This window comes from Microcoleus sp. Pol12B5, from assembly GCF_036701335.1.
Lineage (GTDB): Bacteria > Cyanobacteriota > Cyanobacteriia > Cyanobacteriales > Microcoleaceae > Microcoleus.
This window is the reverse complement of sequence record NZ_JAUBQQ010000013.1, coordinates 61,216-87,803: the sequence shown is the minus strand read 5'-3', so window position 1 is coordinate 87,803 and position 26,588 is coordinate 61,216. Positions and strand designations below refer to the sequence as shown.

The following is a 26,588-nucleotide window of genomic DNA, read 5'->3' as shown; positions in this document are numbered from 1 at the left end:
CACCCCACTATTGGTATCAATTTAAGACTGAAACCCATAATAAATGTCACTTCTATCAAAGTCTCGATCCCCCTAAATCCCCCTTAAGAAGGGGGACTTTGAATGCTTAAGAAGGGGGACTTTGAGTGCTTCCGGTTCCCCCCTCTTTTAAGGGGGCTAGGGGTGATCTCCGGGTCAAGAAAACACGCCCTACTCCTGCCATTTCTAAGGACTCAATTCGTTACTACAAACATTAATTTATTCGTGAATTGTGCCATCTGGCATAATTGCGCCTGCGAGTTTTGCCGTTTCCAGATTTACCACGCCACTTAGATTCGCTCCCTTTAGGTTGGCTTTTTCGAGGTTTGTATTCTGCAAATTTGCCCCCCGCAAGTCTGCAAAAGTTAAGTCTGCTCCACTAAAATTGCCGTAACTAAGATTAGCTCCACAGAGATTTCCTTCAGTTAATATTGCTCCGCTTAGATTACAGTGAAGACTTCCACCAACCAGATTAATTTTACTCAGATTAGCACCACTAAAATTGGCAGAATCTGTTTGTGCACTTTTCATATTCGCCCCGCGCAAGTCGGCCGCAATTAGGTTGGCGCTACTCAGAATTGCTCTGCTTAAGTTGGTGTTACTCAAATTAGCTTGCAGGAGGTTTGCACGATCCAAATTTGCCTTAGTTAGATTTGCACCACTCAAGTTAGCTTCACTTAGGTTGACATAACTCAAGTCAACACCAGCTAGGTTTGCTCTTTGCAGTGAAGTATTAGAATCAATTAAGTAAGCACCTGCTTTAACAGGGTCAAAACCTCTGGGGAAGATAGTCTCTGCGTTGTAAAGCGCTTGTTGAAGTTTTGCTCCTTCAAGGTTAGCCCCTTCAAGCTTGGCCTCTAATAGGTTAGTATTACTTAGGTTTGCATTACTCAAATCAGCCTTCATCAATTCTGATTTTCTCAAACTTAACCCAGTTAAATTTGCTTTACTGAGGTTTGCCATGCTCAATAGTTTTATTGGGTAAAAACCAACAACAATACTACTGAAATTTACACCACTCAGATTAGCTTCAACGAGGTTCGTACAATGATTCAGCTTTACTTCACTTAAATTTGCATTGAGTAATTGTGCTTTACCTAAGTTTGATGATTCTAGATTTGCCTTGTAAAGGTTTGCACCACATAAATTTGCCTTAGTCAGGTTAGCACCAGATAAGTTTGCTTCAGAGAGTTCTGCACCGCTGAGATTAGCGCTACTCAGGTTGACATTATGCAGGGATTTTCCGCTCAGATTTACTCCGGCTAGATTAACTCCCGTAAAATCTCGTTCTCCCTGATTATACCGTTGCAAAAAATCCTCAGCACTGATAGCGGGTTCCAGATTTTGTAGTGCAGAATCATCAATTTTTTCCTCTTCCTCAGATTCCACAGTATCCGCATTCACAGGAGTAGCAGCCGACTGTTCTACCGCTTCGCTAGATGCTGGAATCGATGTCTCGTCGATCGCCTCTTCGCGCAATAACCGATCCACCCGATCGCTAAACTGCCTCAAAACCTCAGCATCATCAACCTTCTCACCAGCATTCGAGCTTTTCTCAACCGCATTTTCAACATAATACTTATCTACAAAACTTTGCAACCCAGCATTATATCCCTGTCCTACCGCCTGAAATCTCCATTCGCCATTCTTCTTATACAACCGTCCAAATTCTAAAGCCGTTTCTTGGGAAAAAATCTGATTTAAATTGTACCGAACCAACTCGCCAAGATTCTCTGAATTGTAAAGCCTGATAAAAGCATTTGTAACTTGACTAAAACTTTGATTTTTTTCCTGTCCCTCGTGAATAGTCACAACAAACACAATTTCCTGAATCGCCGAATTGATTTTACTCAAATCCAAATAAACCGTCTCATCATCTCCCTCAATTTGTCCATTCCTGCTGTCTCCCGAATGTCGCACCGCACCGTCCGGCGATGTCAGATTGTTGTAAAATACAAAATACTTTTCATCGGGAATCCGACCGTCCGCCGCTAACATAAAAACAGATGCGTCAATGTCGCAGTTTTGTGCTGTCTGGCTGACTTGCCAACCCAGGGCGATCGCAATTTTACTGAAATTAGGAGTTTCTTTAGAAAGATTGAACCTTTCACCCTTCGTTAATTCGATACTCATATGCGATAATTCCCTTACCTCATAAATGGTATTAATTATCTCATCTATGTTAACCCGATCGCAAATTGGATTTTATCTCGAAGACATCGAAACCCCAATTGGCAGAACCGTCAATTTAACTCTTACCGGACTCATTCTCCTATCTTCGACCAGCTTCATCGCCGAAACTTATCCGATTTCCGAAACTGTTAGAATTAATTTGCAAACTCTCGATACAGCACTTTTAGTTGTTTTTTTGTTTGAGTATTTATTGCGACTATGGTGTGCCGAAAATCGAGTTAAATTTATTTTTAGTTTTTTTTCTATTATTGATTTGCTGGCAATATTACCATTTTTGCTGGGATTTGTCAACGTTAGTTTTATCCGAATTTTCCGCTGGTTTAGAATTCTCCGACTCATCCGCTTTCTAGAATTAAAAATTTCTATTTTCCGCATCAGCAGCGAAGATGGGGTGATTTTTGCTCGGATTTTGTTTACTTTGCTGGCCATAATTTTTGTTTATTCGGGTTTAATTTATCAAGTCGAACATCCGGCAAATCCGGAAAGTTTTGGAACTTTTTTAGATGCTGTTTATTTCTCGGTTGTCACCATGACCACCGTGGGATTTGGCGATGTTACTCCGATTTCGGAATCCGGTCGTTTTCTGACTATTTTGATGATTTTGACGGGAATTGCTCTGATTCCTTGGCAATTGGGGGACTTGATTAAGCACTTAGTTAAAAGTGCTAATCACGGAGAAGCTGTTTGTAAAGGTTGCGGTTGGTCGGTACACGATGCTAATGCTAAATTTTGTAAAATGTGCGGCAGTCAATTAGATAATAGTTGACTGTTGACTGTTACAGCAGTTTTCAGTTGAGTGGAGTACAGATAACGGTTAAGGAAACCGCATTGCCGTCTCCTGTACTTCATAAATCAGGAATAAACTGTAACTTCTTCCCTCTTGCTTCTTGCTTATTCCTGAAATCCGTTAAATCCGTTACACAATCCGTTGCCGAACTTCCTTCTTCCTGAAATCCGTTAAATCCGTTACACAATCCGTTACAGAATCCGTTGCCGAACTTCCTTCTTTAAGCTAACGGTAACAAAATTTCAAATTCAGTGCCTCTGCCTAACTCCGATCGCATTCTGAATGCACCGCCGTGTTTGCCCGTCACTATTTGATAGCTAACTGCTAAACTGGTTTCTTTGAGGGCGCGTTTTTCCGTAGAGAAGGATTCTATGATTTTTTTGTACTTGCTAGGTGACATTCCTGGCCCGTTATCTGATATGCAAATCGAAACCCAGCGAACATGAAGTTTGTCTAAATCCGGCGCAGGTTCGGGACAGCAGACTTGAGTTGTGATTTCAATTTTAGGCTGGCGATCGGCATCTCTGAGTCCTCCACCTTTGAACTCTTTTGCCAATTCTTGACCGACTGCTTCGTTAATTAATGTATGAATAGCATTCGTCAATATATTCATAAATACTTGGTTTAGCTGTCCTGCATAGCACGGCACTGGTGGCAGGTAGCCGTAGTTTTTCACTACTTGGATTTCCCTAGTCAAACGACTTTTGAGCAGCAAAAGTATGCTGTCTATGTTGGCGTGCAAGTCGGTGGGTTTGGGATAAATATCGTCGATGTGGCAGAAGTTTTGTAAACTGCTTGCCAACTTGCTCAAACGTTCTGCACCTGATTTGATGCTGGCAACAGTTCGGAGAAAATCGTTTTGCAAAAAGTCATAGTCGATCTCTTCTTTGAGTCGTGCTATTTCCGGCGGGGGATCGGTACAGTATGCGTCGTAAACTGAGAGCAATTCCATCAAGTTTTTGCTGTAGTCGCTGACGTAGGTTAAATTCCCCCAGATAAAGCCTACCGGATCTAAAATTTCGTGGGCTACTCCGTTAACTAAACGCCCTAAACTAGCCATTTTTTCGCTTTGAATCATTTGAGTTTGGGCTCTTTCGTAGCGGACTTGAGTTTCTATGCCACGAATTTGCCAGTACGCGATGTTGAGTGCGTTAGGGTCTAACAGTCGGTAAGATTGGGAGTCTATTTGGACGACGATCGGTTCTGACTGCAATTCGGGCGATCGACGCAGAGCTTGTGGGGCTGCTGCCAAAATGGTTGTACTCTCTGCCACCAATAATATTTCGACGCGAGCGTAACTGTAGAGAACTTTTAGTGGCAGGTGCAAAAATAGCTCTGGGCCTTGGGGTTTGAGCAAATATTCCAGCAGTTGCCTGCGGGATATCATGCCAGCAAACTCTCCTGCTTCCATCAAGACGACCCCCGGCACTAGGGGATGCTGTTCAAACATTTCGGCAACTGCCACGGCCAAGCAGCTCGATTTAACCTGAAAGTCATACAGGGGCAAATCCCAGAGGGTAGACTCTAGCGAAAGGTCTTGATGGCTGCCTTCGGAGACTGAAGGGCCAAGGAGTTTGGAACTGAATTTATTTGCCACTGGAACTTTTAGTTGCCGAAACGCTGGGAAAGTGAAATGAGCACCTACTACTAAGCTACCCTATCATTTCACCGCAGGAGCGAACAACCGAGAATATTCTTAAGCTAATCATGTTGTGCCAACTATAGGCAGGAGAATTTCAAATTCAGTGTTCTTACCTGGTTGCGATCGCAATTTGAGTTGGCCGCCGTGCTTTTCTGTGACGATTTGATGGCAGATAGCCAGCCCCATACCGCTGCCTTTGCCTGCTGGTTTAGTGGTAAAAAAGGTGTCAAATATCTGCTGCTGATTTTCTGGGGGAATGCCTGGCCCGTTATCGGCAATGCAAATTGCGGCTCGCTTGCCGTGTTCGGTTTCTATCACTTTAGTGCTAATTTCGATTTGGGGCTGCCAGTTGTCCCCGCACTGGGTGTGTATTTCTCGATCGGCTGCGTACTCGGTCAGGGCGTCTAGAGCATTAACTAACAAGTTCAAAAACACCTGACTCAACTGACCGGAGTAGCCTCTAACTAGGGGCAGTTCGCCGTAATTTTTAACCACCTCTATGCTGTTTTTAAAGCGGTTTTTCAAAATTAACAGCGTCATCTCGACGCATTCGTGAATATCTGTCTCGGCTGGTTTTGTCTCGTCCATGTGAGAGAAGTGGTGCAGCCCGTTAACTATTTTTAGCAATTGCGAGGCTCCCAACTCCATTCCTTCTAAGGTAATCGGCAAATCTTCTTGTAAAAAATCAAATTCAATTTCTTTTTTAAGGGCATCAATTCGGGGACAGGGTGCCGAATATTCTTCTTCATAAACCGACATGAGCTGAAGCAAGTGTTCAAAATAGGACAGCAGGAAAGTTAAATTTCCCCAAATACAGTTCAGCGGATTTCTGATTTCGTGGGCTACTTCTGCTACAATCCTCCCCAAACTCGCCATTTTTTCTGTTTGGATGAGTTTGGCTTGGGTTTGTTTGTGGAGTAACTTATTTGTTAATTCGTGAATTCTTGATTGAGCGACCATTAATTGGTGTACGTCTAACAGCTTGTAGGCTTGGGGGGCTATTTCCACTACTACGGGTTCGTAAATTAATTCTGCTGATCTGTAAAGACATTCCTGGGCGGCTTCTACTATTAATTTACTGGCGGGAAGTATGAGTTCCTCTGGCTTGGCAAACTTGTACAGCACCTCTATTGGTCGCTTGAAAAACATTTCTACTCCGTAGCGGCAGTTAACTTTTTCAAAAAATAGACGCCTGGATATCATGCCGACAAAATTACCACTATCTGTCAAAATGACGCCGGGAAGCATTGAATTTTCTTCAAAAGCCTTGGCTACTTCTTTTGCCTGTTGAGTTAATTCAATTTGGCAGTTGGAGAGTGGCAGGTCTAGGAGAGTTGATTCTAAGGAGATGTTCCAAGTACAAAATTCAGGTATATGCAACACTGATAACTCCGAGCTAGTCTCACGCACAGCAAACATAGATGAAACCCCTGTTAAAAATTGTATTCATGAACAACTTAAGTTGCTATTAATTCGTAACTGGTAATTGGTAGCGGGTAGTTGCTAATTTGTGAAATTACAACAGCACCCGATGGGAAAACCCGATCGCAGTAGCATTGTCTCCTAAAGATTTTGTTTCTAAGTCAATATTAAACGATCGAAGCTTTTGTGGAACTTACTGATCTCTGCTGTAAACTTTTTACCATGATATACCTGTGATCGGGTGTTTTCCGAAAATTTTTAATATTTATAACTAATTATTGTGATAAATTATACCATTTTTCCAGTGATAGAAGGGAATTGGAGAACCGCGAGCGGGTTATCAGTGAAGATACTTGCATCCTGTGAGGGTTCGAGGGCCCGGATTAGCCATTGTCCAAGGGGCTTGCAGGCTCCAATTGTCCAGACTAGGGCCCTAGCCAAAGGAAGTTCGGCAACGAATTCGCTTTCTTCGGATGTAACCGAATGTAACGGATGGAAGGCTTTAGTTATCGTCGCGAGAGAAGGAAGAAGCAATGTTCCCCAAGGGTTTGTGGAATTAAGAACATCCTAAGCGTCGGCCGCGGTTGCTATACCACTCAAAAGAAATGCAACTTTAGGCAACTTCCGAACCTCGATAGTCATCAGTTTTTTGCAGTCTGCAATCTCCAATCAGCAATCTCCAATTCTTTTAGGGTTCCACCTCCGGCCAGAGGCGTTCTAGCTGATACCGCCAAGCGGCGAGAGTTTTTTCGCTAGACTCTCGCCCTAGTTCCATTTCACCCATCAATCCCTCTGCGTAGAAACGGTCTAAAGTCTGAAGGGTGGTTTCGACAGACTGTCCCTGCGCCTTCGCAGCTTTGATGATTTGACGGATGCGGCTTTCTATCAAACCGCCGAAAAAGTCAGACAAACCTCTCTCTTGCAAAGCCAGCACTCGGGCGACGGCGGCTGAGAAATCGGCGGCCACGAGTGTGGCACAACTGTGCTGAAATACTCCCCACAAAACGTTTTGATGTAAGGCGTAGCGAGTTTCGAGGGTGGTGTCAAAGTTAGCTTCTAGCAGTTTATCAAGAAATGGTTGAGCTTCTTGGGCATCGGCGATCGGCAACAAAATCCGCAGCCAACTCCCGTCTTCTGAAAGGAGGACTAACAGACGAAAATTGGGGGTTTCTACTTGCCAAGAAGTGGCAGCAGGCATCTCAACACTGTCACCAAATAAGTCTTTAAGGGTATTGCTAATTTCTTCGGGAGTCATAATGATTTTAGCTTTTAGATTTTAGATTTTAGATTAGTCACCACTGATTAGTCAGCAGTGCGATCTCAAATCTCAAATTGGTTTATGGTAGCCAGCGGGGGTGATAGCCGGCAAAGGGAAGTTCTTCTGGCTGTAGTTTTGCGGGAGAACCGTCTGCCGGTATTTCTACTAAGGGTAGCAGCCAGAGGCGGCTGGTGGCGATCGACTGTCCACTATCGTTGCGGGGACTGTCTGCTACGGAGGGAGTTGCTGCTGTGACTGATTGGTCGAAAATTAATGCCAGCCCGTCGGGAGATAAACTGATTTGGGTATCTAATTGGTTGGGCAAAATCAGCAGCGGTTTGATGGTTCCGACCAAACGAGTACCCTCTTTTTTGAGGTCGATGGTGGCGATGAAAGGCTGTTCTTTGTAGCTTTCTGTTTTGAGGCGTTGGGCTAACAAACAGTAGAGACGCTGAACTTGGTTGTCTTGGTTTTTGCGGGGGTCGAAATAAACGGCCATAATGCTGCCGGGAATACGCAATATTTCTTGTTCTACACCTTGGTTATCTAAGATGAAAAGCGATCGAGTAAAGTCGCTGTTGTATTTAACATAGGCGGCGGCGGAGTTGTCGCGAGCCATGCCCAACACTTGTTCGTATTTTGGCAAAAATTCTACTGGATCTGCTTCGGGTTTGAGGGGGACGATCGCTAATCCTTGTTTTTGAGATATTACCATCGATTTGCTGTCGGGGCGAATCATAAAATCTCCGCCTTGTTCATTTTCCAATGGTCTGGGCGCCTGTTTTTCTTCCACAATCCAAGGGCTGAAATCGCCGGGATTGCGGCGGTTGACGCGCTGGACAACTATGATTTTTCCGTCGGCTGAGAGGTCGAATTTGAGGTTTTGGTAATCTTTGGAGTCTAAGATTTTGTCGATTCTACCGGCTGGGTATTTTTGTTGAGTTCCTGAGTCAGATTGAGGGTTGATGCCGGTGGTGACTGTGAATATTTCTTGATTTAGAGTGCCGCGAGTACGGGCGATCGATCGATCTGTGGCGGAGAATAAAATGCGATCGCTGTCGGGATAAGGTTTAAAATCGGTGACAACTAAATCTTTGGGAGTCAGCGGTATCGGTTTTGAGTCGCTGCTGGTGAGATTGACTAGCATTAATCTGCTTTCTGTTTCGCCTTGGACACCGATGTAAGCAAAAGCTCGATCGCGGCTGCGAAAGGAACTGCTAAACGGTTGCATGGGCGTTCCTTTATTTTGGTTTTTTTCTCCGAAATACTTGTCGGTTGCTCCGGCGAGTTTGACTGTGTAGGTAACGCCGTAGGGTGCTGGATTTTTGAGCGTGTAAGCCATGCGTCTTCCAGCCCAACTAAATTTACCGGGGAGGGGGGGTTCTAGCTTTAAGTTTTCCTCGACGGTGGAGTGGTTCATCGGCCGAAAGAAGGTGAGGATAAAGCCGGTATCTTCGGCGCCGATTTGTTTGTTTTCCCAGGTAAATTCTCGCACTCTGGGTGCTGTGCGATCGCCGCTCAGCAGCAGCAGCCCTATTAAGAAGCTCAGCACTAGCATGAGGACGATCGCCGTGCGGTCGATCGGCTGTTGGAATGGCAGAATAGCGAAGGGTGAAGGATTAATTTTTTTCTTAAAAATACTCACAAATCTTTCTCTCCTACTTTCTGCTGAAAAGTAACTGCCAAATTTTCCCTCTTAAATTTTACTGTCTTGGGCGTACTCCCGGCCCTCTGAAACGGTTTTTTTTACCAGGCTAAAGGGCTGCAACGAAATATAACGAAATATGTTGGTAAAAAACTCGGTTTTTGAAAGTGTGTGTGCCTCCAGGACTGAACTAAACTCACGCTCTTAAATCCGTGGATTCTGCGGCACTTCCAACAGTATCAACCGAGTGGAGATGTGAAATTTGAGATTTTACCTTTTAGGCTGCCTCAGTGCTAAAAATTGCTCGATAGAGAGAGGCTTTGAGGACAGTAGAGCACCCTACAATTATACCACTTGCGTCCAACACTGTTTGAGATTTTAGATTTTTAATTTAATCTCACATCTCAAATCGCTAATTATTTAATAGGTTTAGGGGTAACGCTTGCGATCTACCCATCCTACTAATAATCATGACGACTACTTAGATCCCTTTGACGAAGCCTTGCCGATGGGTGTGTGGGAACTATTATTAACTGCTGACAGTGTATACGGCGATTCCGGTTCGGGATATAGCTTAGAGTATTTGCTATCGTAATGCCTGATCTCAAAATAGTTTAAGTTTGACGGGTGGGGCTTATATATCGAGAAACATTCCAAAAGACAAAAAGTGGCTGCACTCTCTAAAGGCCCGACCTTCACTACGTGATTTTTGAAGATGCGACCTGATTTTATCCACTCTTTCATCTGCTTTCTTGACAAACAGTAAAATCCTGAATGAGGATTGGTACACTCAGCAAATTTTACAGTTTCTATCTCTACACTAGATAGTTTATTCCACGATAGTTCATCATCTATTGTCAAATCAATGTATCTCTTGGTTCCTTGATACATTTCAAAACGGTGTGGGTAAAGAATAGCATTCTCATACCCGCTTTGTCGGTTAAAACTTTCTAATTTTTCTAGAATGAAAGCATCGTATAAAACAATGTCATCTTCTATAAATAAAAACCAGTCAAATTTTTCTACTTTTTCGACAAATTCTTCCTGAAGTCTAAACTCTACAAACATGGGGTCGCATTCAGGACCTTCTTGGATCTGAATGCACTTAATTTGATATTCAGGTAAGTAGGCTGTAACGTGCCTGTTCGGTAGAGTTTGGATAGTAATTGTCAGGTCGCAATGAGCAAAAGTCGTTAACAGTCCATCTATTGTGTGCCTGAGTCTCTCTATTTTTGCTGTGGCTTTTTCGGGATTGTTAAATTCTTCAACTGATGTAATGTGTGGGACAGCCACAAAGACTTTGGGGCGTTTTTTTTCGAGCTGTTCGTTTTCTTTGAACAAATTTATAACCCGATTTTTTTGATAAAAAAACATCAGTTTACTATACCTTGTTGCCACTCGCGAGATTTCTTGTAAAAGAGCCATTTGTAAGAACATAAAGTGCATTACTTTGCTTCTTGTATTTTGTTCGGCTGACATAGAGACAATCTCCTTTTTTTTACTGAAATAGTTGATTGATTGGAACTAAATCCATCGGTGATATTTTATCGATTGGCAGACCCAAATCCAAAGCGACTCTACACCAAAGTAGAGTGGCCAGCACCACTACAAACAGCCCTGTTAATTGAATATCCTGCCAAAAACAAGTTAGTCCTTCTTTCCACAAACCGTAGTTAGTTACTGCATAGGTAGGAAGGTCACCGAGAGCTACAGCAATCACGGCCCCTAAATTACCTTTTAAGTAGTATCCCAGCGGTATACTTATACATAGATTCACAAAAGTCAGCAGATTGCCTATAGCTGGGTACTGAGACTTTCCTACGGCTAACAGACAAGAACCCATGATATTGTGGAGGGTGGTGTGCCAGATACCTAACGCCAAGATTGGCATCATCCAAGATGCAGCCTCATACTCTTTCCGATACAGTGTTAAAATTAACTGATCTCCAAAGATCACAAAAATTGCTAAACCTACGGCTAATGGTATTAGAATTAGCTTGCGGTTCTTGAGTATCTTCGCGCGCAACTCCTCCCGCGGCAACTCTGCCAGCATAGAAATCGATGGAAAAATCACCCGGCCGCTAATGGCGATGATGACTTGGCGCGGCATATCCCCCAGGGTAAAAGCGATGCCGTAAATGCCCAACATTGTTAAAGTAAATATTTTCCCTAGGATCAGTCGATCGGCTTGAGAACACAAGAAAAACAAAGCCGTAGACAAAAATATCCATTTTCCATAAGAAAATATTTCTTTAGCTGCTTCTTTATCCCAAGCAAAGCGGTTTGACTTGCCTGGAATCAAAAAATGGCTCCATACTAACTCCATGAAAGCTCCAGTAAAGCCACCGACGATGATCGCCCAGATGCTGCGATCGAACCATGCCCAGACAATCATCACTGTTGTAGAAACAATCTGTATGCCCAACTCAAAAATTACTACTTTCTTCACTGCCATTTTGCGTTCTAGGCTGGCTGTTGAAGTAGATTTAAACCCTCCTAGTACGGAATTTATACCTATGATTGGAATCAACCACAGAAGACGGGGCTCTTCATAAAAACTCGCAACGGGCTGGGTAATTATAACCAAACCAATCCAAATGAACAAGCTGCGAAGAACTTGCAGTGTCCAAGCGGTGTTGAGAAATTGAGGATCTTCCCCCCGTTTGTTCTGGATGATACTTGGGCCCAAACCTATGTCTGTAAATAAGTTGATCCCTGTTATAAAAACGTAGGTTAGACCTACTAAACCAAATAATTCGGGTAAAAGCAGACGCGTCAGGATTAAGTTACTGCCAAATCGGATAATTTGACTGCTTGCATAACTGGCGATCGTCCAGGCAGCACCTTTGATAGCTAATTTTTTTTCTGATGACATATACTCAGAATTTATTTCCTAATTACGAGTGTAGTTGCTGAATTTGTTATTTGCAACTCCTAGAGGAGGATGCTGCCACTTTTATAGCTGACTTTACCGTATGTTGATCTGTATACGGAGATTGGGTCTGGACTTTCCATCTCGCAATCAAGGTAAAATTTAATCTGATACTTACTCAACATCTAATAATCATAAGGGTTTTTGGGTGCGGGAATGGGTGTGAGGGAGGATGCTTGAATGATTAATTTGCGCTTGCCTTGGAGTTCTTCTACGATCGTTTCTCCTTCTATTTCTAGCCAAGTGTCTGGGGCAAAGGTGGTGCGGCTTTGACCAATCAGTAATTTGACTGGCAAGCCGATCGGATAGGCGTCTGCCGCGCAGCAGGTAATGATAAAACGCCCAATCCACATATATTGTTCTGTTAGGTTAGGGGGGTGAATTACAAATCCTTGAACTTTGACTTTTTGACCTCTGTATGTATCCGGTTCGGGGTTGAAATTTAACAGCCGCACCCATTCGACAAGTGATCGCTGTTCGGGTTTTGTAGTATTGCGAAATTCTTGGGGTTGCAGTCTGGTGATGGGCAGGGATTCGGTGAGGCCTCGTTCTAATGCTGTCTGGCTGGTAAAGGTGCGTGGCGTTGTTAGTAAACCTATTAATGCGACGCCCAACATTAAGGTGCTGCCGATACTGGGGGGAAACAAAGTAACGTGTTCAACTTCTGTGATTCTGAGAGAGTTATTTGCTGTTGATGTCCGCGATTGCTGGGTAGTGCGATCGAGTTTTAAGAGTTCCCAAGTTTTTAAACCGCCAATAACCAATAAGCCGATTCCTCCTGCTAGAGTCAAGCCAAAGTAATTGGGGTGAATGAGAATGCTTAATTGGCCGGTGATCCAATATTTGAGGAGCAATATTCCCCAGCCTAAGATAGCTAGGGCGTCCAGCCAGGGGCTAATTTTTTTAAGATTCATTTTTTAAAAGTGATGGGGAAGGAAGAAGGAATAGGGAAGATAGCAAATGAAAAACACCTATCCGTATATTCGTGACTTCCGTGTCTGCGAGCAAGGTAATTGAAAATCGCCAAGCGAAAATGGTATTAGTTGTCTGTTTGAGCTAACTTATTAACCTAAATGCAAGTTGACAGCGAGGGTCATTAAAAAGGTTAACTGAGCTGCCAAGACAATTAAGTAAACTACGGCTCTACCTTTAAAAATTGACAGCATTAAACCGATACCTTTGAGGTCAATCATCGGGCCGAAAACGAGAAAGGCTAACAGCGAACCGCTGGTAAATGTGGAAGCAAAAGACAGGGCAAAAAAGGCATCTACTGTAGAACAAATCGATACGACTGCCGCTAATAGCAGCATGGCTATAATCGAGGAAACGGGGCCTTGGCCGAGGTTGAGAATTAGTTCGCGGGGGGCGCCAACTTGAATGATGGCTGCGATCGCACTTCCGATTACCAACACTCCTCCCAATTCGCGCAACTCCTGTACCATAGTATCTAAAAGCAGGCGCAGACGCTGTTTAGAAACCCGGTGAAACATTGAGGAACGTTTCGAGGTTTTTTCTGTTTTGCCTGTTTTTAATGGCTTCCAGTCGTCTTGTAGCAAAGATTCGATCGGCACCACCCCCCCCGGCTGACCGAGCATAAATGTTCCCGACTGCAACAGCAGCGGAGTGTTAGCTTGGACAACTTCTTTTTCGGAAAACTCTGGTTTTGGCAAGGGGATTGCGCGGGCTACAGAGGTTTGCAGCAGAGGCCGCAAGTCTTTTTGGGCGCTGAACACCCAGCCGATAATTGTGGCTATAGACAGAGAAAATACCACCCGGAAAACTACAATTTCTGGCTGATCGCGAAATGCCGTCCAAGTAGCCCAAATTACCACGGGGTTAATGGTGGGGGCCGCCAGCAGAAAGCCGATCGCCGCTGGTGCGGGTACTCCCTGCATCAGTAACCTGCGGGCTACGGGCACGTTACCGCACTCGCACACGGGAAACAAAAAGCCGATTAAACTGCCCATCAAAGCCGCCAGCAGCGGGTTTTGTGGGATGCGCGATACGAGTTTGCGTTCGTCTACAAACCCCAGCAGCAAACCTGAAAATAAAACTCCCAGCAGCAGAAAAGGTATTGCTTCTACTAACAAGCTGAGAAACAGGGTGAAAGCATTATTTAACTGATTTGTCAGGGCGGGTTGCATCGATCACCTACTGGTAGATTGCTATTTAGCTATACGTCTTTGGTAGAACTCCTTGTATATCATACTAAAGCATAGCACTAAGTTAAGATCGAGTTAATTGTTTTTGGTGTTTTTTTTGCTATAATTTGTAGACCTTCTAATTTAATCAATGCTAAGATATGGAATGATTTCGACTGCTTAAAGCCGTTTAAATTTGACTGGATTTTTATTCATATCCGCCTCGTACAGCCAATTAATAATTAACTAAGCCAACCGTCGCGGATTTGATGGATATTTCGGTTAACAATAATTGATTTTAGAACAAATGCCAAGGCAGATTTTGCAGATTGCGGGCAAGGCTAACTGTTTTATATAACGATCGCTAAAAAATATGTTTGTAGCGATGACTTTAGTTTTCACTACAAACCTATAAGGGACGCACTGGCAGGTGGGCCGCTAGCTGGCCGTTACGGGGGGTTGCGAGTACCGGATCGGGGAGATGGGATACATAGCCTCAGATGCCCTAGCTTGCAAGGCGTCCCGCCATCGCGATTGCAAGCTAAAACTCAGGGACGCGATCGCCCTAGCTTTGTGCTTTTAATTTGTTTCAGGGCGTTGTATCGCCGGGGCGATCGGGCAATTCCCATTTTCTTCTATTATCAATTAATTATATTTCTTAACCTAATAATTTATTAACAAAAGGTTAAGACGATTAATTAAGATTAATGAATAGTTAAATAGTCGAAACAAGCGTTAATACCGTTCAAGTCAGTATAAAATAAAGTCAGGTATAATTACCAGGGCGCATTTATCTCGGTGAGCCTCAATCTTGCCTAATACTTTAAGTGGTAAAATTTTCCTTGCTACAGTCAGTTTTTTGTGTAATTTAAAATGCAGTTTGCCAGGGGGATGCCGGTCAAAACACTCAGCAACTCACCTGCTGAGCTTTGGTAGCTGAATGTCTGCTGGCAAATAGAACCCAAAAAAGCGTGCTGATAAATTTATGTTGAATACCTCCTGCGTAGAAAGACCCGTCCAACCCATCTCCGAGGCTGACCTAGGAGAACTTTGTTTAGACTCTACTCTCCAACAATTGTCGCTTTACGATTTTCAGGTAGAAGCTACGGATTGGGGAATGCGAATTTCTCAGATGTTAGAAGCTAATCCGCTGTTACCGGGAGTCATTGTCACCCATCAAGGTGAATTTGCAGGTATGATTTCCCGGCGGAGATTTTTAGAATTTATCAGCCGTCCTTTTGGGCGAGAATTATTTTTAAAGCGACCTGTGAGGGCTTTGTACCGCTTTGCCGAAACTGAGAGTTTAATTTTTCCCAGCAGTACTTTAATCGTGGATGCAGCCAGGAAGTCGCTGTTGCGATCGAAAGAATTGCTTTACGAACCGATTGTGGTTCAAGTTTCGCCTCAAACTTATAGTTTGCTAGACGTACACGAACTGTTAGTAGCCCAATCCAACATTCACGAACTAGCGACAAAATTGCTGAGGCAGCAAACTCAATCTCAACTAATTCAAACCGAAAAACTAGCCAGTTTGGGACAGATGGTAGCTGGAGTCGCCCACGAAATTAGAAATCCCGTCACCTGCATCAGCGGAAATCTAGGCTTTTTGTCCAACTACTCGAAAGACATCCTGGAGTTGCTGTCTGCTTACGAACATATTGTCGGTGAAAACGAAAAAATTAACCAACTCAAAAAACACATAGAATTTGATTTTTTGCAAGAAGATTGGGTGGAAATTCTCAAAAGTATGAAAGTTTCATCGCAGAGGCTGACCGAACTCGTCACCAGCCTGCACACCTTTTCTCATATGGACGAAACCCACTTGAAGCAAGCTAACATCCACGAATGTATTGACAGTACGCTGCTAATTATGAAAAACCGTCTGAAGTACGGGTTTAAAGTAGTTAAGAACTATGGGGATTTACCTTTGGTTAAGTGTTACTCTGGTCAGTTGAGCCAGGTATTTATGAATATCATCAGCAATGCGATCGACGCTTTGGAAGAGGTAAAAGCAGAAAAAGATTTTATGCCTGCGATTACTATTGAAACCGAGGTAATAGACAGTTCTGACGGAGACTGCGTGAATTCGGAATTAATTCAAAATTATGTTAGGGGCGATCGACAAAATGTCAAACAGCTATCATCCGCCAGCCAAAACGGCGATTTCTGCCCAGAAACAGCGGAAAAAAATCAAAATAACGCTTGGATAGCCATCCGAATTGCCGATAACGGGCCGGGAATTCCGCCAGAAATTCAGCGGCGGATTTTTGAGACATTTTTCACCACTAAACCGGCAGGGAAAGGTACCGGTTTGGGGTTGGCAATTACCCATCAAATTGTTACGGAAAAGCATAAAGGCAAGTTAAATTTGCATTCTACGCCAGGTACAGGTACTGAATTTGAAATTTTGTTGCCATGGATTTGAAGAAATAACTCATCTCAAATCTATTAGCATCGGAATTATTCCTATCTCTCTTCTCCTTCTCTTTATCTGCGTGAATCTGCCTCAATCCCTTGTCATCTGCGGTTAATAAAGTCTCTTTTTTTTACCGCAGATGAGGGCAGATAAACACCGATTAACGCAGATGAGTTAGAGCGAGTTCGGTTGCACGATCGGTGATTGTTGACTGTTGACTGTTGACTAATGACTACTGACTAATGACTACTGACTCTTTTTAAGCTCTTAGCTGAACAGGCATTACCAAGAATGTAGCATTAACTCCGCCCAAAGGCTGGAAAATTACGGGGGCTAAGGCACCGTTTAATTGCAGTTGAATTTCGGGGGATTGAGCGGTTTTCAAAATGTCAATTAAGTATTTCACGTTGAAAGCAATATCTATGCTATCTCCCGAAATCTGTGCGGGCATTGACTCTTTGCCACAGCCGACATCTTTAGCATCTACAGACAAAGTAATTTCCTGATTCTCCTCGTCGATGCTGCATTTGAGAATATTGTTTTTTTGGTCGGCAAAAACGGCTATTCTTTCTACTGCTGCTAAGAACGATCGCCTTTCTAAGGTAATTTGCCGCTCAAAAGACGGCGGAATCAACTGCCGATATGCGGGATATTGCCCTTCCAATGTGCGGGTGGTCAGCCGCTGATCTGCCCATTCAAACACTACTTGACCGTGTTCAAAATGCAAGGCGACAGGTTCAGTCCACTGCCGCATCACCAGCATTCTTTCTACTTCGCGCAATGCTTTAGCGGGGACTGTCACCTCAAATTCTTCTTGGGTTTCTTCGCCTTCAGGTTTTTCATTGGCAGTTTGAACTACTGCCAATCTGTGACCGTCTGTAGCTGCAAATTCCAGGCAATCTTGCAATACCTTTAAATGCACGCCTGCAAGTACCTGTTTTGCCTCGTCGGGGCTAGTAGCAAATAAAGTTCCTTTGAGTCCTTCTATCAAGGCTTCCGGTGGCAATTTGAGGATTGTTCCGCCTTCTATTGCAGGCAATTCTGGGAATTCTTCCGGGCCCATGCCTCTAACTTGGTAGCTGCCAGAACTGCAAGTGAGATATGCTACGGTGTCCCCTGCTTCGTCTTCTAAAGTAATCTCTCCATCTGGGAGTCTCGAAACAATATCGTTGAGTAATTTAGCGGGTATGGTAAAACTGCCGCCGCCTGTTACTTCTGCTGCGAAGCTGGTGCGAATGCCCAAACTGAGATCGAAAGCTGTCAAGCTAACCCGCTGATTTTCCTCATCCGCTACTAAGAGCACGTTGGCTAGTACCGGATGTGTCGGGCGGGAGGGAACGGCCCGACTTACCAACGAGAGGTTGGCGTTGAGGTCACTTTGGGTGCAAACCAATTTCATTGTAGGAAGGTTAATTAACCGGATTTGAAACAGAAACAAATGGTATCACAGAAAGCCGGCGGGTCGGTTTTTCTGTGTGTAGGGCTTAAGCATGGGGCTAGAAACTGCGTGTCTAGGCAAAATTTTGTCTGTAAAAACGAGAAAGCTTGGTAGAAACCGGGTTTCTGAAGTCAGCGCGCGTCGCGAACTATGTGTGTAGGGTGTGTAGGGATCGCTAGTATTTTTTAATTTATTGAATTATTTTTGTGTCGATCGCCCTGTGGAAACTGTGGAAAAAAAAGCTAACTGCTTGCTGGGCGTAACTTATAGGTAAGAAATACCTGTGGAAAACTTGTGGAAAAGCTGGTGCGGTTGATCGCCCTTTTTTGTGCAAAAGCTGTTTCGGGCGATCGAGTAAAGTTTTCCACAAACGGAGGGCCAATTTTCCACAGGTTTTTCCACAGGCAAGATTGTCTATTATGGGGCATTGGGAATTGGGAATGGGAATTGTTGACTGTTGACTGTTGACTGTTGACTGTTGACTGTTGACGGCGTTGAGTGATAACAACTGACAACTGACAACTGAGTCATTGATGTGACAACTGACAACTGTCAACCGACAACTGTCAACCGACAACTGACAACTGTCAACAGACAACTGACTTCAAATTAACTTTTGCGGCTGACAGCGTTAATTCGATCGCTCAACTGACGCAAAGTTTGAGCCAAATTCGGGTCAGTGTTCCGCAACTGAGCAATTTTGTCGCAACTGTAAAGCACAGTCGTGTGATCTTTGCCGCCAAACACTTCGCCAACTTTGGGCAAACTTAAACCAGTATGCTGCCGAATTAAATACATCCCTATTTGACGGGCGAGACTAATTTCTCGCCTCCGGGAAATACCTTTCAAATCTTCAACAGAAACATCAAACTCCTCAGCCACAACTGCAATTACTGCATCTGGGGTTGCCTCTACACTTTCACTTTGCGGATTCAAAACCGGGGCGATATTTTCCACAGTCATCGGCAAACCAGTAATTGAAAGATATGCTACCGCCCGAATCAAAGCACCTTCTAATTCCCGAACGTTGGAAGTGTAACTAGAAGCAATGTATTCAATCACATCTCGCGGCAGCCGCATATTTTCATACTCAGCTTTTTTCTGCAAAATTGCCATCCGAGTTTCCAAGTCTGGCAATTGAATGTCGGCAATTAATCCCATCGAAAATCTGGAACACAAACGCTCTTGCAGGCGGGGGATTTGTTGCGGCGGGCGATCTGAAGCTAAAACTACTTGATTCCCGGCTTCGTGCAAAGTATTAAAAGTGTGAAAGAATTCTTCTTGAGTGTATTCTTTGCCTTCAATAAATTGGATGTCATCTATTAATAAAACATCTGCGGCCCGATAATGATCGCGGAAAGTTTGCATACTGTCTTTGCGAATGGCGGCGATTAAATCGTTAGTAAATTTCTCAGTAGAAACGTAAAAAATCTTGGCGTTGGGGTCAATTTCCAAGCGATAATGACCGATCGCCTGCATCAAATGAGTTTTGCCCAAACCGACGCCACCGCACAAAAATAGGGGATTGAATTCTCGGCCCGGAGACTCGGCTACCGCGAGGGAAGCCGCGTGAGCCATGCGGTTGTTGGAACCGACGACAAAGCGGGAAAAGAGGTATTTCGGGTTTAAATTGGCGGGTTTGGGGGGGTGAAGCGAGTGACTTTCCTGGATATCCGCGATGGGGGAGGGCCAAATTATGGCCGAGTCGCTGCTGCCGCCTGTTTCGTTTCCCCCCGCAATTGTCAAGTAAATGTCTACGGGATAGCCCAGAATTTCTGCGACTGCATCGGCAAGGATTTCTCTGTAATATTTTTGTAACCAATTGCGAGCAAAGGGGTTGGGGGCGCTGACGATCAAACAGTTATTTTCGAGTTGTTCCGCCCTAGCAGTTTTGATCCACGTCTCAAAGCTAGGTCTGCTCAGTTGTACCTGGAGACGTTCAAGTATCTGATTCCACAGACTTTCGAGGGGAATGTCCACTGCTCACCTCTGCCGATCGGCATTCAAGATATTAATTCTACTCTAGAGAGTTTAGTCCTCAGATGCTAAAGTTTAAGGGAGTCTGCCGTAGCACGGGCGAGGGCGGGACGCCATCGCCCAAAAATTTGGCGGCTCTGCAGTCCAAACCAGGTATCGGGGAGCTGTTCAGCAAATATTTAGATTTGGCAGGAAAGCCTTAAAACATGGCAATGAAGAGTTCTACTGGCAAATTTTGGAAGCAACCGGCAATTTACATATTGCTGCTGGTAACGGGAGCCGGGGCCGCCATGTTGGGCGATCGTCTGACGGTTTCTCAATTTCGTGCAAATTCTGGCGATTCTGGACAAAGGGCGCTGGAACCGAAATTGCAACTGCCTCCTAATACAAAGGATCGAGTTAGCAAAGTCTTGCCACCTGCTTCCTTGTCGGGCGACGGGACTAATGTGAATTTTATTGTGGCTGCGGTGGCAAAAGTTGGGCCGGCAGTGGTTCGGATCGATGCTTCGCGCCGGGTGAAACCGGGAAATAGAGGGCTGTCGCCGGAAGATTTTTTTGGCATAGAACCGAATTCGGGCGGCCGGGGCGGGATCGAACGGGGCACTGGTTCGGGTTTTGTCATCGGTGCCGACGGTGTGATTCTCACTAACGCTCACGTTGTAGAGGGAGCCGATACAGTAAATGTAACTCTCAAGGACAGCCGCAGCTTTCAGGGGCGGGTGTTGGGGGCGGATAAGGTGACGGATGTGGCTGTCGTGAAGATTGAGGCGAATAATCTGCCTGTGGTGCCGATCGGCAATTCGGATAAGCTGTTGTCTGGGGAATGGGCGATCGCGATCGGCAATCCTTTGGGTTTGGACAATTCCGTAACTGCGGGAATTATTAGCGCTACGGGGCGATCGAGTACCGATGTGGGCGTACCCGACAAGCGGATCGGTTTTATTCAAACAGACGCTGCAATTAATCCGGGGAATTCCGGCGGCCCGCTGCTGAATGCTTCGGGACAAGTTATTGGCATGAATACGGCGATTATTCAAGGTGCTCAAGGATTGGGGTTTGCGATTCCCATTCAGGCGGCGCAACAGGTGGCGAAGGAACTGATTTCGACGGGGAAAGTCGAACACGCTTATTTGGGTATTGAAATGGCGACGCTGACTCCCGATGTTAAGGAGCAAATTAACAGCAATGCTACCAGCAGTCTGCGAGTTGCAGTCGATCGGGGTGTGGCTATTGTTAGCGTTGTTCCTAATTCTCCCGCAGCAGCATCAGGTTTGCGGGCTGGAGATGTGATTCAAAAAATTAATAATCAGCCGATTATTCAGTCGGAAGCTGTTCAGGAGTTCGTGCAAAATGCTAAGGTTGGCGGGCTGTTGCAAATGGAAATTAACCGCAACGGGCAAATAGTTAATTTGACTGTTAAACCGGGGAGTTTGCCTGTTCAAAAAGTTCAATAATCTGTTGACGGTTGACGGTTGACGGTTGACGGTTGGCAGTTGTTACCAATTAGCAATTACCAATGACTAATTAATATGGCAGAACTCTTACAAATCTCACAATTAGGAAATCCTGTGCTGCGCCGCCCGTCGCAAGTTGTCGAGAATATTAAGGACGATCGCATTCAACAATTGATTGACAGCTTAATCTGTACAGTACAGCAGGCAAACGGAGTGGGGATTGCCGCCCCTCAAGCGGCTCAGTCCGATCGTCTGTTCATCGTCGCATCCCGTCCCAATCTGCGCTATCCCCAAGCACCCCACATGGAACCCACAGCGATGATTAATCCCCGGATTGTGGCTGCATCAACAGAGACAGTCAAAGACTGGGAAGGCTGTTTGAGCATTCCGGGGATTCGAGGGTTGGTGCCGAGAAGTAGGGCGATCGAGATAGAATACACCAGTAGAGACGGCAAACTCCACCGACAAGAATTGACAGACTTTGTGGCCCGAATTTTTCAACACGAACACGACCATTTAGATGGAATCGTGTTTTTAGACAGAGTGGAAAATACCCACGAACTAATCACAGAGGACGAGTACCAAAAGCAAATTGTCAACTTACTATAACACTTGATATAATTGCTAGTAGTAACGCCAGTGATGTTGTGAATAGGAGGGCGAATGTCTATCAATTTGGAAAAAGGCGGGAGAATCAATCTATCGAAAGAAGCACCGGGGCTAAAAAATGCCGGGATTGGTTTGGGATGGGATACCAATGCTACAGATACCGGCACAGCGTTTGACTTAGATGCTTCCGTGTTTATGTTGGGGGCTACGGGCAAAATTCCCGGCGAAAAATACTTTGTTTTCTACAACAACAAGGAGTCGCCGGACACTTCTGTAATACATCTGGGAGATAGCAGAACTGGAGAAGGATTTGGCGATGATGAAACCGTTACAGTCGATTTAAGCAAAGTCGATCCGGCGGTGCAAGAAATTGTGTTTGTGGTAACTATCCACGAAGCAGAATCGAGAAGGCAAAACTTCGGTCAAGTGCGGAATGCTTTTATCAGGATTTACGACACTACTACTAACACAGAGGTAATGAAGTACGATTTAGACGAGGATTTTTCTCGGGAGACAGCGGTAGAGTTTGGCAGACTTTACAAGAAAGACGGCGAGTGGAGGTTTCAAGCTGTAGGAGAAGGCTACAATTCCGGCTTGCAAAGCTTTGTAGATAAGTATGCCGCATAAAAAGGCGATCGCTCCCAGCTAAATAAATCGAGGGGAAATTCGGAAGCAGGAATGTTTCCCTCGATTTTAAGCAATCAGACTCATGAGGTGATAAACCAGATGGGAATTCAATTAAAGAAGGGCGAAAGATTTAATCTTTCTAAAACATCTCCAAGTTTAACAAAAGTTGCGATCGCCCTGGGGTGGGAAATAGCAACTGAACTAAACTTACCGAACTCAAACCCGCAAAGCTGCGATATCGATGCCTCTGTTTTTGCATTAGGTGCGGACGGCAAGATTCCCGATGGAAGATACTTTGTATTTTACAATAACTCGCAGTCGCCGGACGGAGCGATCGCCCATTCGGGAGATAATCAAACTGGTCAAACTCAAGGGGATGACGAGACAATTGATGTAGACTTGGAAAAAGTAACGGCTGCTGTTGAAGAAATGGTTTTTGTGGTCACGATTCACGACGCACAAGCTAAACATCAAAATTTCAGCCAAATCAGAAATGCTTTTATCCGATTGTACGATCGCCAAACAGGCAGCGAACTAGCGCGGTATGATTTAACCGAAGCTTTTTCTGAAGAAACCGCGATCGAGTTTGGACGGTTGTATAAAAAAGATGCAGCTTGGAGATTTCAGGCCGTAGGGCAAGGATATAAAGCAGGGTTGCAGAGTTTTGTTGATAAGTATCATTCTGAGATTCAACAGCAAGAAAAACCAGCACAACGTACAGTAGAATTGCCTAAATTACCAGTTATTGAAGATAGCCACAAAAGTCAGAAAGCTATAGCGTTAGACAAAAAGCTTGAGGAGAAAGCGCCGCACATTTTTAATCTCGCGAAGAAAGCCGATATCTCGCTCAAGAAAGCAAATCTCACAAATCACAATGCTCAAGTAGCGCTTTGCCTCGATATTTCTGCTTCTATGTCTTCCCTATACCGTTCAGGAAAAATTCAGCGTTTGGCAGAGAAGATTTTGGCTTTGGGGTGTCGGTTGGATGACAACGGATCAATCGACATATTTCTGTTTGGAGTCAACCCCCACAATCCCGGTGAAATGTCGATCGACAATTTCTCAAACTTCATCCACAATATACTGCAACCGTATCCTTTAGAAGGAGGTACTTACTACGGTAAAGTAATGAAAGAAATTAGAAATTTCTATTTTCCTGACGCTCGCGGTAGCAGGCGCTACGCAGCTATTAAAGCCGATCGACCTGTATACGTGATGTTTGTCACGGATGGAGCCACTGCTGACGAATCGGAAACCAAGCAGCAGCTACAATGGTCGTCTTACGAGCCGATATTTTGGCAGTTTATGGCGATCGGCAAGTCGCAGAAAGATGTCAAAAGTAAGGGAGCTCGCGGGTGGTTAGCAAGAGCCGTAGCGAGCGATTTTAGCTTTTTAGAACAGCTTGACGAAATGGGCGATCGCTACCTAGACAACGCCGATTTCTTCAGTTTAGAAGACCCAGAACATATTGCCGATGAGGAATTATACGATTTGTTGACAGCCGAATATCCACATTGGGTAAAATCAGCACGAATCAAAAATCTCTTACCCTAGAAACAGCTTTTGCAGCCAAACAAAATGCTAGCTTAGGGCAATCATTCAACTTCACCATAAACCTTACAAAATCTCAAAACTATGGCTATCAACTTGACAAAAGGGCAATCGATCGTTCTCAGCAAAAGCGAATACGACTTATCCAGATTGACAATGGGTTTGGGCTGGGATGTTGCCCAAGCTAAAAAAGGTCTTTTCGGTCGAAGCAGCGGTGCCAATTTTGATTTAGATTCCTACGCTATGCTGCTGGGAGAAAATGGCAAAATAAAGAACTACAAAGAGGATGTAATTTATTACTCTCATTTGGAGTCAAAGGACAAAACAGTTGTTCACTCAGGCGACAATCTCACGGGGGCTGGAGACGGAGACGACGAACAAATAGTGGTGAAACTGAGTTCTTTGCCAGCCGAATATAACAAAATTATTTTGGGCGTAAATATTTACGATGGAAAAGAGAGAAAACAGCATTTCGGCCTGGTACAAAATGCTTTCGTGAGGGCTGTAGATGCCGCCGGGAAAGAAATAGCTCGCTATCGCTTGTCAAATGACCCATCTTATGAAGGAAAATTAAATATGTTGATGGGAGAAGTCTATCGAGAAGGCGGCGAGTGGAAGTTTAAGGCTTTGGGAAATCCTTTGGCTGAAGATATGAACGGTGTTGTCGGTTCATTTATGCGGTGATCTTAAAAATGTTGTTTTAACCGCAGGTAAACGCAGATAAACGCAGATGAAATTCCATCTGCGTTTATCTGTGTTAATCCGCTGATATCTGCGGTTAAAAAATCCCCATGTACTTATTAGACATCTGCAAAAAACCTACTCCAATCAATCTTTGACCGGCCGCATTGTCGGGAACATGACGGCATCTCGGATGCTTTGAGTATTAGTTAAAAGCATCACCAATCTGTCTACACCGATACCCATTCCGGCACAGTTAGGCATTCCCAAAGATAGCGCTTGGATAAAATCTTCATCCATTGGATGCGCTTCGTCATCGCCGGCATTTTTCTGTGCTAACTGTTCCTCAAACCGCTTTCTTTGTTCTTTCGGATCGTTCAATTCTGAAAATCCGTTCGAGTATTCTGTACCGTTGATAAACAGCTCGAAACGTTCTACAAATCCCGGCTTGCTGCGATGTCCTTTTGCTAAGGGACTGACTTCAACAGGGTAGTCGATGATGAATGTAGGTTGAATGAGTTTGGGAACAACTAATTTGTCAAAAACTGCATAGAGCACGTAGCCTAAACTCTGTTGTTCTAACTTAGACAGGTGCAATTCTAACTTGGTTGCAGAGTCGATCGCACTTTCCAAGTCCAAACTGTCAAAATCCAGCCCAAACTCGTCTCTGACAGCTTCTACCATCGTTTTCACTTGCCAGTGTTTGCCGCTGAAACCGGGATATTTTTCGCTGTAGTCGAACTTGCGTTCTAAACTAATGGTTTCCCCCTGATTTTCAATTTCTTTGACATCCCCAAATACCGCCGCCGCTGCGAAACATATCACGTCTTCGACAACTCCTAAAATATCGAAAACATCAGCATAAGCTTGGTAAACTTCCAAAGATGTAAACTCTGGATTGTGCGTGCTGTCAATGCCCTCATTTCTAAATGCTTTCCCTAGTTCAAATACTCGCTCGAAACCGCCGCAAATGGCTCTTTTTAAGAATAATTCTGGAGCCACTCGCAAATACAAATCTACTTCCAAAGCATTGTGGTGAGTGATGAATGGCTTAGCAGCAGCACCGCCGTAAATAGCTTGCAGTGTCGGGGTTTCTATTTCGTAAAAATCGGCTTGCCAGAGATAGGAACGGATGCTTTGAACGATGCGGCTTCGCAGCATAAAACGGTTGAGCGCATCTTGGTTGCTTGCCAAATCCATTTCGCGGTGACGGCGGCAAACTTCGGGGTCGTTAATTCCATAATAAGAATCGGGAAATTGAATAGTAGCTTTTGATAAAAGCTTTAATTCCCTCACTAAAATAGAAAGTTCTCCCCTGGGGGTGCGGCAGCCGATACCTTCGACGCCGACAAAATCGCCGACATCGAGCAATTTTTTAATTTGTTCAAAGCTCAAACCGACTTCGCCGGTGACAATTGCTTTCTCGATTTTGAGTTGAATTTTGTCTGTGGCGTCTTTTAAATCGATGAAACCAATTTTGCCGCTGTCTCGCTTGGAAGTGATGCGGCCGGCTAATCGCAGGGAAATTTCTTCGGGGTCACTTTCTCCGTTTTGGAGTTCTTTTCCCGGCTGACTAAATATTTCGCGAACTTGTTGGGCTGTGTGCGATCGCGCGTAGGATTCACTGGGATACGGTTCTATGCCTTGCGATCGCAGTTCGTCTACTTTTTGACTGCGGACTTCGGCTTCACTGAGAGTCATTAGTTATTGCCTGATTAAAATTACAAATATCTGACATCTTGCACTATTCTGGCGATCGTGCGATCGGGCGTTGCTCAAAACAACGCCCTACAAGAA

At 44.5% G+C, this 26,588-nt stretch carries 20 protein-coding genes; 7 read left to right on the top strand and 13 right to left on the bottom strand.

Features of this window, described 5'->3' with window-relative positions; all coding sequences use genetic code 11:
* Positions 1-237 precede the first annotated feature (237 nt).
* The gene (locus QUA24_RS09630) at positions 238-2,151 is read right to left on the bottom strand and encodes a TerD family protein (protein ID WP_333229149.1); all 1,914 of its coding nucleotides are present in this window, start codon (positions 2,149-2,151) and stop codon (positions 238-240) included.
* A 25-nt stretch (positions 2,152-2,176) separates the two neighbouring features.
* Between QUA24_RS09630 and QUA24_RS09625 the strand changes: the two genes are divergently transcribed.
* Positions 2,177-2,977, top strand: a complete 801-nt coding sequence (locus QUA24_RS09625; protein WP_333229147.1) for an ion transporter — start codon at positions 2,177-2,179, stop codon at positions 2,975-2,977.
* A gap of 241 nt (positions 2,978-3,218) precedes the next feature.
* Here QUA24_RS09625 and QUA24_RS09620 read toward each other — a convergent pair whose 3' ends face one another.
* The 8 genes from QUA24_RS09620 to QUA24_RS09585 all read right to left on the bottom strand — a co-directional run bounded on the left by QUA24_RS09620 (position 3,219) and on the right by QUA24_RS09585 (position 14,041).
* Entirely contained in the window at positions 3,219-4,595 is a 1,377-nt protein-coding gene (locus QUA24_RS09620; RefSeq protein WP_333229145.1) for an ATP-binding protein, read from the bottom strand.
* A gap of 108 nt (positions 4,596-4,703) precedes the next feature.
* Positions 4,704-6,059 carry an ATP-binding protein gene (locus tag QUA24_RS09615; protein ID WP_333229143.1) on the bottom strand — a complete coding sequence of 452 codons (1,356 nt, stop codon included), beginning with the start codon at positions 6,057-6,059 and terminating at the stop codon, positions 4,704-4,706.
* Between the two features lie 691 nt (positions 6,060-6,750).
* Complete coding sequence (locus QUA24_RS09610; protein WP_333229141.1) at positions 6,751-7,317, bottom strand: hypothetical protein; 567 nt, start codon at positions 7,315-7,317, stop codon at positions 6,751-6,753.
* Between the two features lie 82 nt (positions 7,318-7,399).
* Complete coding sequence (locus QUA24_RS09605) at positions 7,400-8,965, bottom strand: hypothetical protein (protein WP_333229139.1); 1,566 nt, start codon at positions 8,963-8,965, stop codon at positions 7,400-7,402.
* Positions 8,966-9,442: 477 nt separating this feature from the next.
* Positions 9,443-10,444, bottom strand: coding sequence for a hypothetical protein (locus tag QUA24_RS09600; RefSeq protein ID WP_333229137.1), 1,002 nt, complete (start codon positions 10,442-10,444; stop codon positions 9,443-9,445).
* Between the two features lie 19 nt (positions 10,445-10,463).
* Positions 10,464-11,840, bottom strand: a complete 1,377-nt coding sequence (locus tag QUA24_RS09595) for an oligosaccharide flippase family protein (protein ID WP_333229135.1) — start codon at positions 11,838-11,840, stop codon at positions 10,464-10,466.
* 182 nt (positions 11,841-12,022) lie between these two features.
* Positions 12,023-12,811 carry a TIGR03943 family putative permease subunit gene (locus QUA24_RS09590; protein ID WP_333229133.1) on the bottom strand — a complete coding sequence of 263 codons (789 nt, stop codon included), beginning with the start codon at positions 12,809-12,811 and terminating at the stop codon, positions 12,023-12,025.
* Positions 12,812-12,961: 150 nt separating this feature from the next.
* A complete protein-coding gene (locus tag QUA24_RS09585; protein ID WP_333229131.1) occupies positions 12,962-14,041 on the bottom strand; it encodes a permease in 1,080 nt (359 codons plus the stop codon).
* 982 nt (positions 14,042-15,023) lie between these two features.
* On the opposite strand from QUA24_RS09585, the gene QUA24_RS09580 reads away from it, so the two are divergent.
* On the top strand, positions 15,024-16,463 hold the full coding sequence (locus QUA24_RS09580; RefSeq protein ID WP_333229129.1) for an ATP-binding protein: 1,440 nt from the start codon (positions 15,024-15,026) through the stop codon (positions 16,461-16,463).
* A 250-nt stretch (positions 16,464-16,713) separates the two neighbouring features.
* Here QUA24_RS09580 and dnaN read toward each other — a convergent pair whose 3' ends face one another.
* The 3 genes from dnaN to dnaA all read right to left on the bottom strand — a co-directional run bounded on the left by dnaN (position 16,714) and on the right by dnaA (position 19,872).
* Positions 16,714-17,853 carry a DNA polymerase III subunit beta gene (gene dnaN / locus QUA24_RS09575; RefSeq protein WP_333229126.1) on the bottom strand — a complete coding sequence of 380 codons (1,140 nt, stop codon included), beginning with the start codon at positions 17,851-17,853 and terminating at the stop codon, positions 16,714-16,716.
* Between the two features lie 229 nt (positions 17,854-18,082).
* A complete protein-coding gene (locus QUA24_RS09570; RefSeq protein WP_333229124.1) occupies positions 18,083-18,490 on the bottom strand; it encodes a hypothetical protein in 408 nt (135 codons plus the stop codon).
* A gap of 11 nt (positions 18,491-18,501) precedes the next feature.
* Entirely contained in the window at positions 18,502-19,872 is a 1,371-nt protein-coding gene (dnaA, locus tag QUA24_RS09565) for a chromosomal replication initiator protein DnaA (RefSeq protein ID WP_333229122.1), read from the bottom strand.
* Between the two features lie 209 nt (positions 19,873-20,081).
* Between dnaA and QUA24_RS09560 the strand changes: the two genes are divergently transcribed.
* From QUA24_RS09560 to QUA24_RS09540, 5 genes are all read left to right on the top strand, one after another.
* On the top strand, positions 20,082-21,323 hold the full coding sequence (locus tag QUA24_RS09560; protein WP_333229120.1) for an HhoA/HhoB/HtrA family serine endopeptidase: 1,242 nt from the start codon (positions 20,082-20,084) through the stop codon (positions 21,321-21,323).
* A 75-nt stretch (positions 21,324-21,398) separates the two neighbouring features.
* Complete coding sequence (def, locus tag QUA24_RS09555) at positions 21,399-21,932, top strand: peptide deformylase (protein ID WP_333229118.1); 534 nt, start codon at positions 21,399-21,401, stop codon at positions 21,930-21,932.
* 54 nt (positions 21,933-21,986) lie between these two features.
* A complete protein-coding gene (locus QUA24_RS09550) occupies positions 21,987-22,559 on the top strand; it encodes a TerD family protein (protein WP_333208952.1) in 573 nt (190 codons plus the stop codon).
* Positions 22,560-22,658: 99 nt separating this feature from the next.
* Positions 22,659-24,113: a TerD family protein gene (locus QUA24_RS09545; protein ID WP_333229116.1), complete on the top strand. Its 1,455-nt coding sequence runs from the start codon at positions 22,659-22,661 to the stop codon at positions 24,111-24,113.
* A gap of 81 nt (positions 24,114-24,194) precedes the next feature.
* A complete protein-coding gene (locus QUA24_RS09540) occupies positions 24,195-24,794 on the top strand; it encodes a TerD family protein (protein WP_333208955.1) in 600 nt (199 codons plus the stop codon).
* Positions 24,795-24,938: 144 nt separating this feature from the next.
* Here the strand turns inward: QUA24_RS09540 and lysS are convergent, their stop codons facing one another.
* Positions 24,939-26,492 carry a lysine--tRNA ligase gene (lysS, locus tag QUA24_RS09535; RefSeq protein WP_333229114.1) on the bottom strand — a complete coding sequence of 518 codons (1,554 nt, stop codon included), beginning with the start codon at positions 26,490-26,492 and terminating at the stop codon, positions 24,939-24,941.
* Positions 26,493-26,588 lie beyond the last annotated feature (96 nt).

What these genes read in the sequence shown, in the direction of transcription:
- QUA24_RS09630 (WP_333229149.1), bottom strand. Translation starts at nt 2,151, where the DNA reads ATGAGTATCGAATTAACGAAGGGTGAAAGGTTCAATCTTTCTAAAGAA.
- QUA24_RS09625 (WP_333229147.1), top strand. Translation starts at nt 2,177, where the DNA reads ATGGTATTAATTATCTCATCTATGTTAACCCGATCGCAAATTGGATTT.
- QUA24_RS09615 (WP_333229143.1), bottom strand. Translation starts at nt 6,059, where the DNA reads ATGTTTGCTGTGCGTGAGACTAGCTCGGAGTTATCAGTGTTGCATATA.
- QUA24_RS09610 (WP_333229141.1), bottom strand. Translation starts at nt 7,317, where the DNA reads ATGACTCCCGAAGAAATTAGCAATACCCTTAAAGACTTATTTGGTGAC.
- QUA24_RS09600 (WP_333229137.1), bottom strand. Translation starts at nt 10,444, where the DNA reads ATGTCAGCCGAACAAAATACAAGAAGCAAAGTAATGCACTTTATGTTC.
- QUA24_RS09595 (WP_333229135.1), bottom strand. Translation starts at nt 11,840, where the DNA reads ATGTCATCAGAAAAAAAATTAGCTATCAAAGGTGCTGCCTGGACGATC.
- QUA24_RS09590 (WP_333229133.1), bottom strand. Translation starts at nt 12,811, where the DNA reads ATGAATCTTAAAAAAATTAGCCCCTGGCTGGACGCCCTAGCTATCTTA.
- QUA24_RS09585 (WP_333229131.1), bottom strand. Translation starts at nt 14,041, where the DNA reads ATGCAACCCGCCCTGACAAATCAGTTAAATAATGCTTTCACCCTGTTT.
- QUA24_RS09580 (WP_333229129.1), top strand. Translation starts at nt 15,024, where the DNA reads ATGTTGAATACCTCCTGCGTAGAAAGACCCGTCCAACCCATCTCCGAG.
- dnaN (WP_333229126.1), bottom strand. Translation starts at nt 17,853, where the DNA reads ATGAAATTGGTTTGCACCCAAAGTGACCTCAACGCCAACCTCTCGTTG.
- QUA24_RS09560 (WP_333229120.1), top strand. Translation starts at nt 20,082, where the DNA reads ATGAAGAGTTCTACTGGCAAATTTTGGAAGCAACCGGCAATTTACATA.
- def (WP_333229118.1), top strand. Translation starts at nt 21,399, where the DNA reads ATGGCAGAACTCTTACAAATCTCACAATTAGGAAATCCTGTGCTGCGC.
- QUA24_RS09550 (WP_333208952.1), top strand. Translation starts at nt 21,987, where the DNA reads ATGTCTATCAATTTGGAAAAAGGCGGGAGAATCAATCTATCGAAAGAA.
- QUA24_RS09545 (WP_333229116.1), top strand. Translation starts at nt 22,659, where the DNA reads ATGGGAATTCAATTAAAGAAGGGCGAAAGATTTAATCTTTCTAAAACA.
- QUA24_RS09540 (WP_333208955.1), top strand. Translation starts at nt 24,195, where the DNA reads ATGGCTATCAACTTGACAAAAGGGCAATCGATCGTTCTCAGCAAAAGC.
- lysS (WP_333229114.1), bottom strand. Translation starts at nt 26,492, where the DNA reads ATGACTCTCAGTGAAGCCGAAGTCCGCAGTCAAAAAGTAGACGAACTG.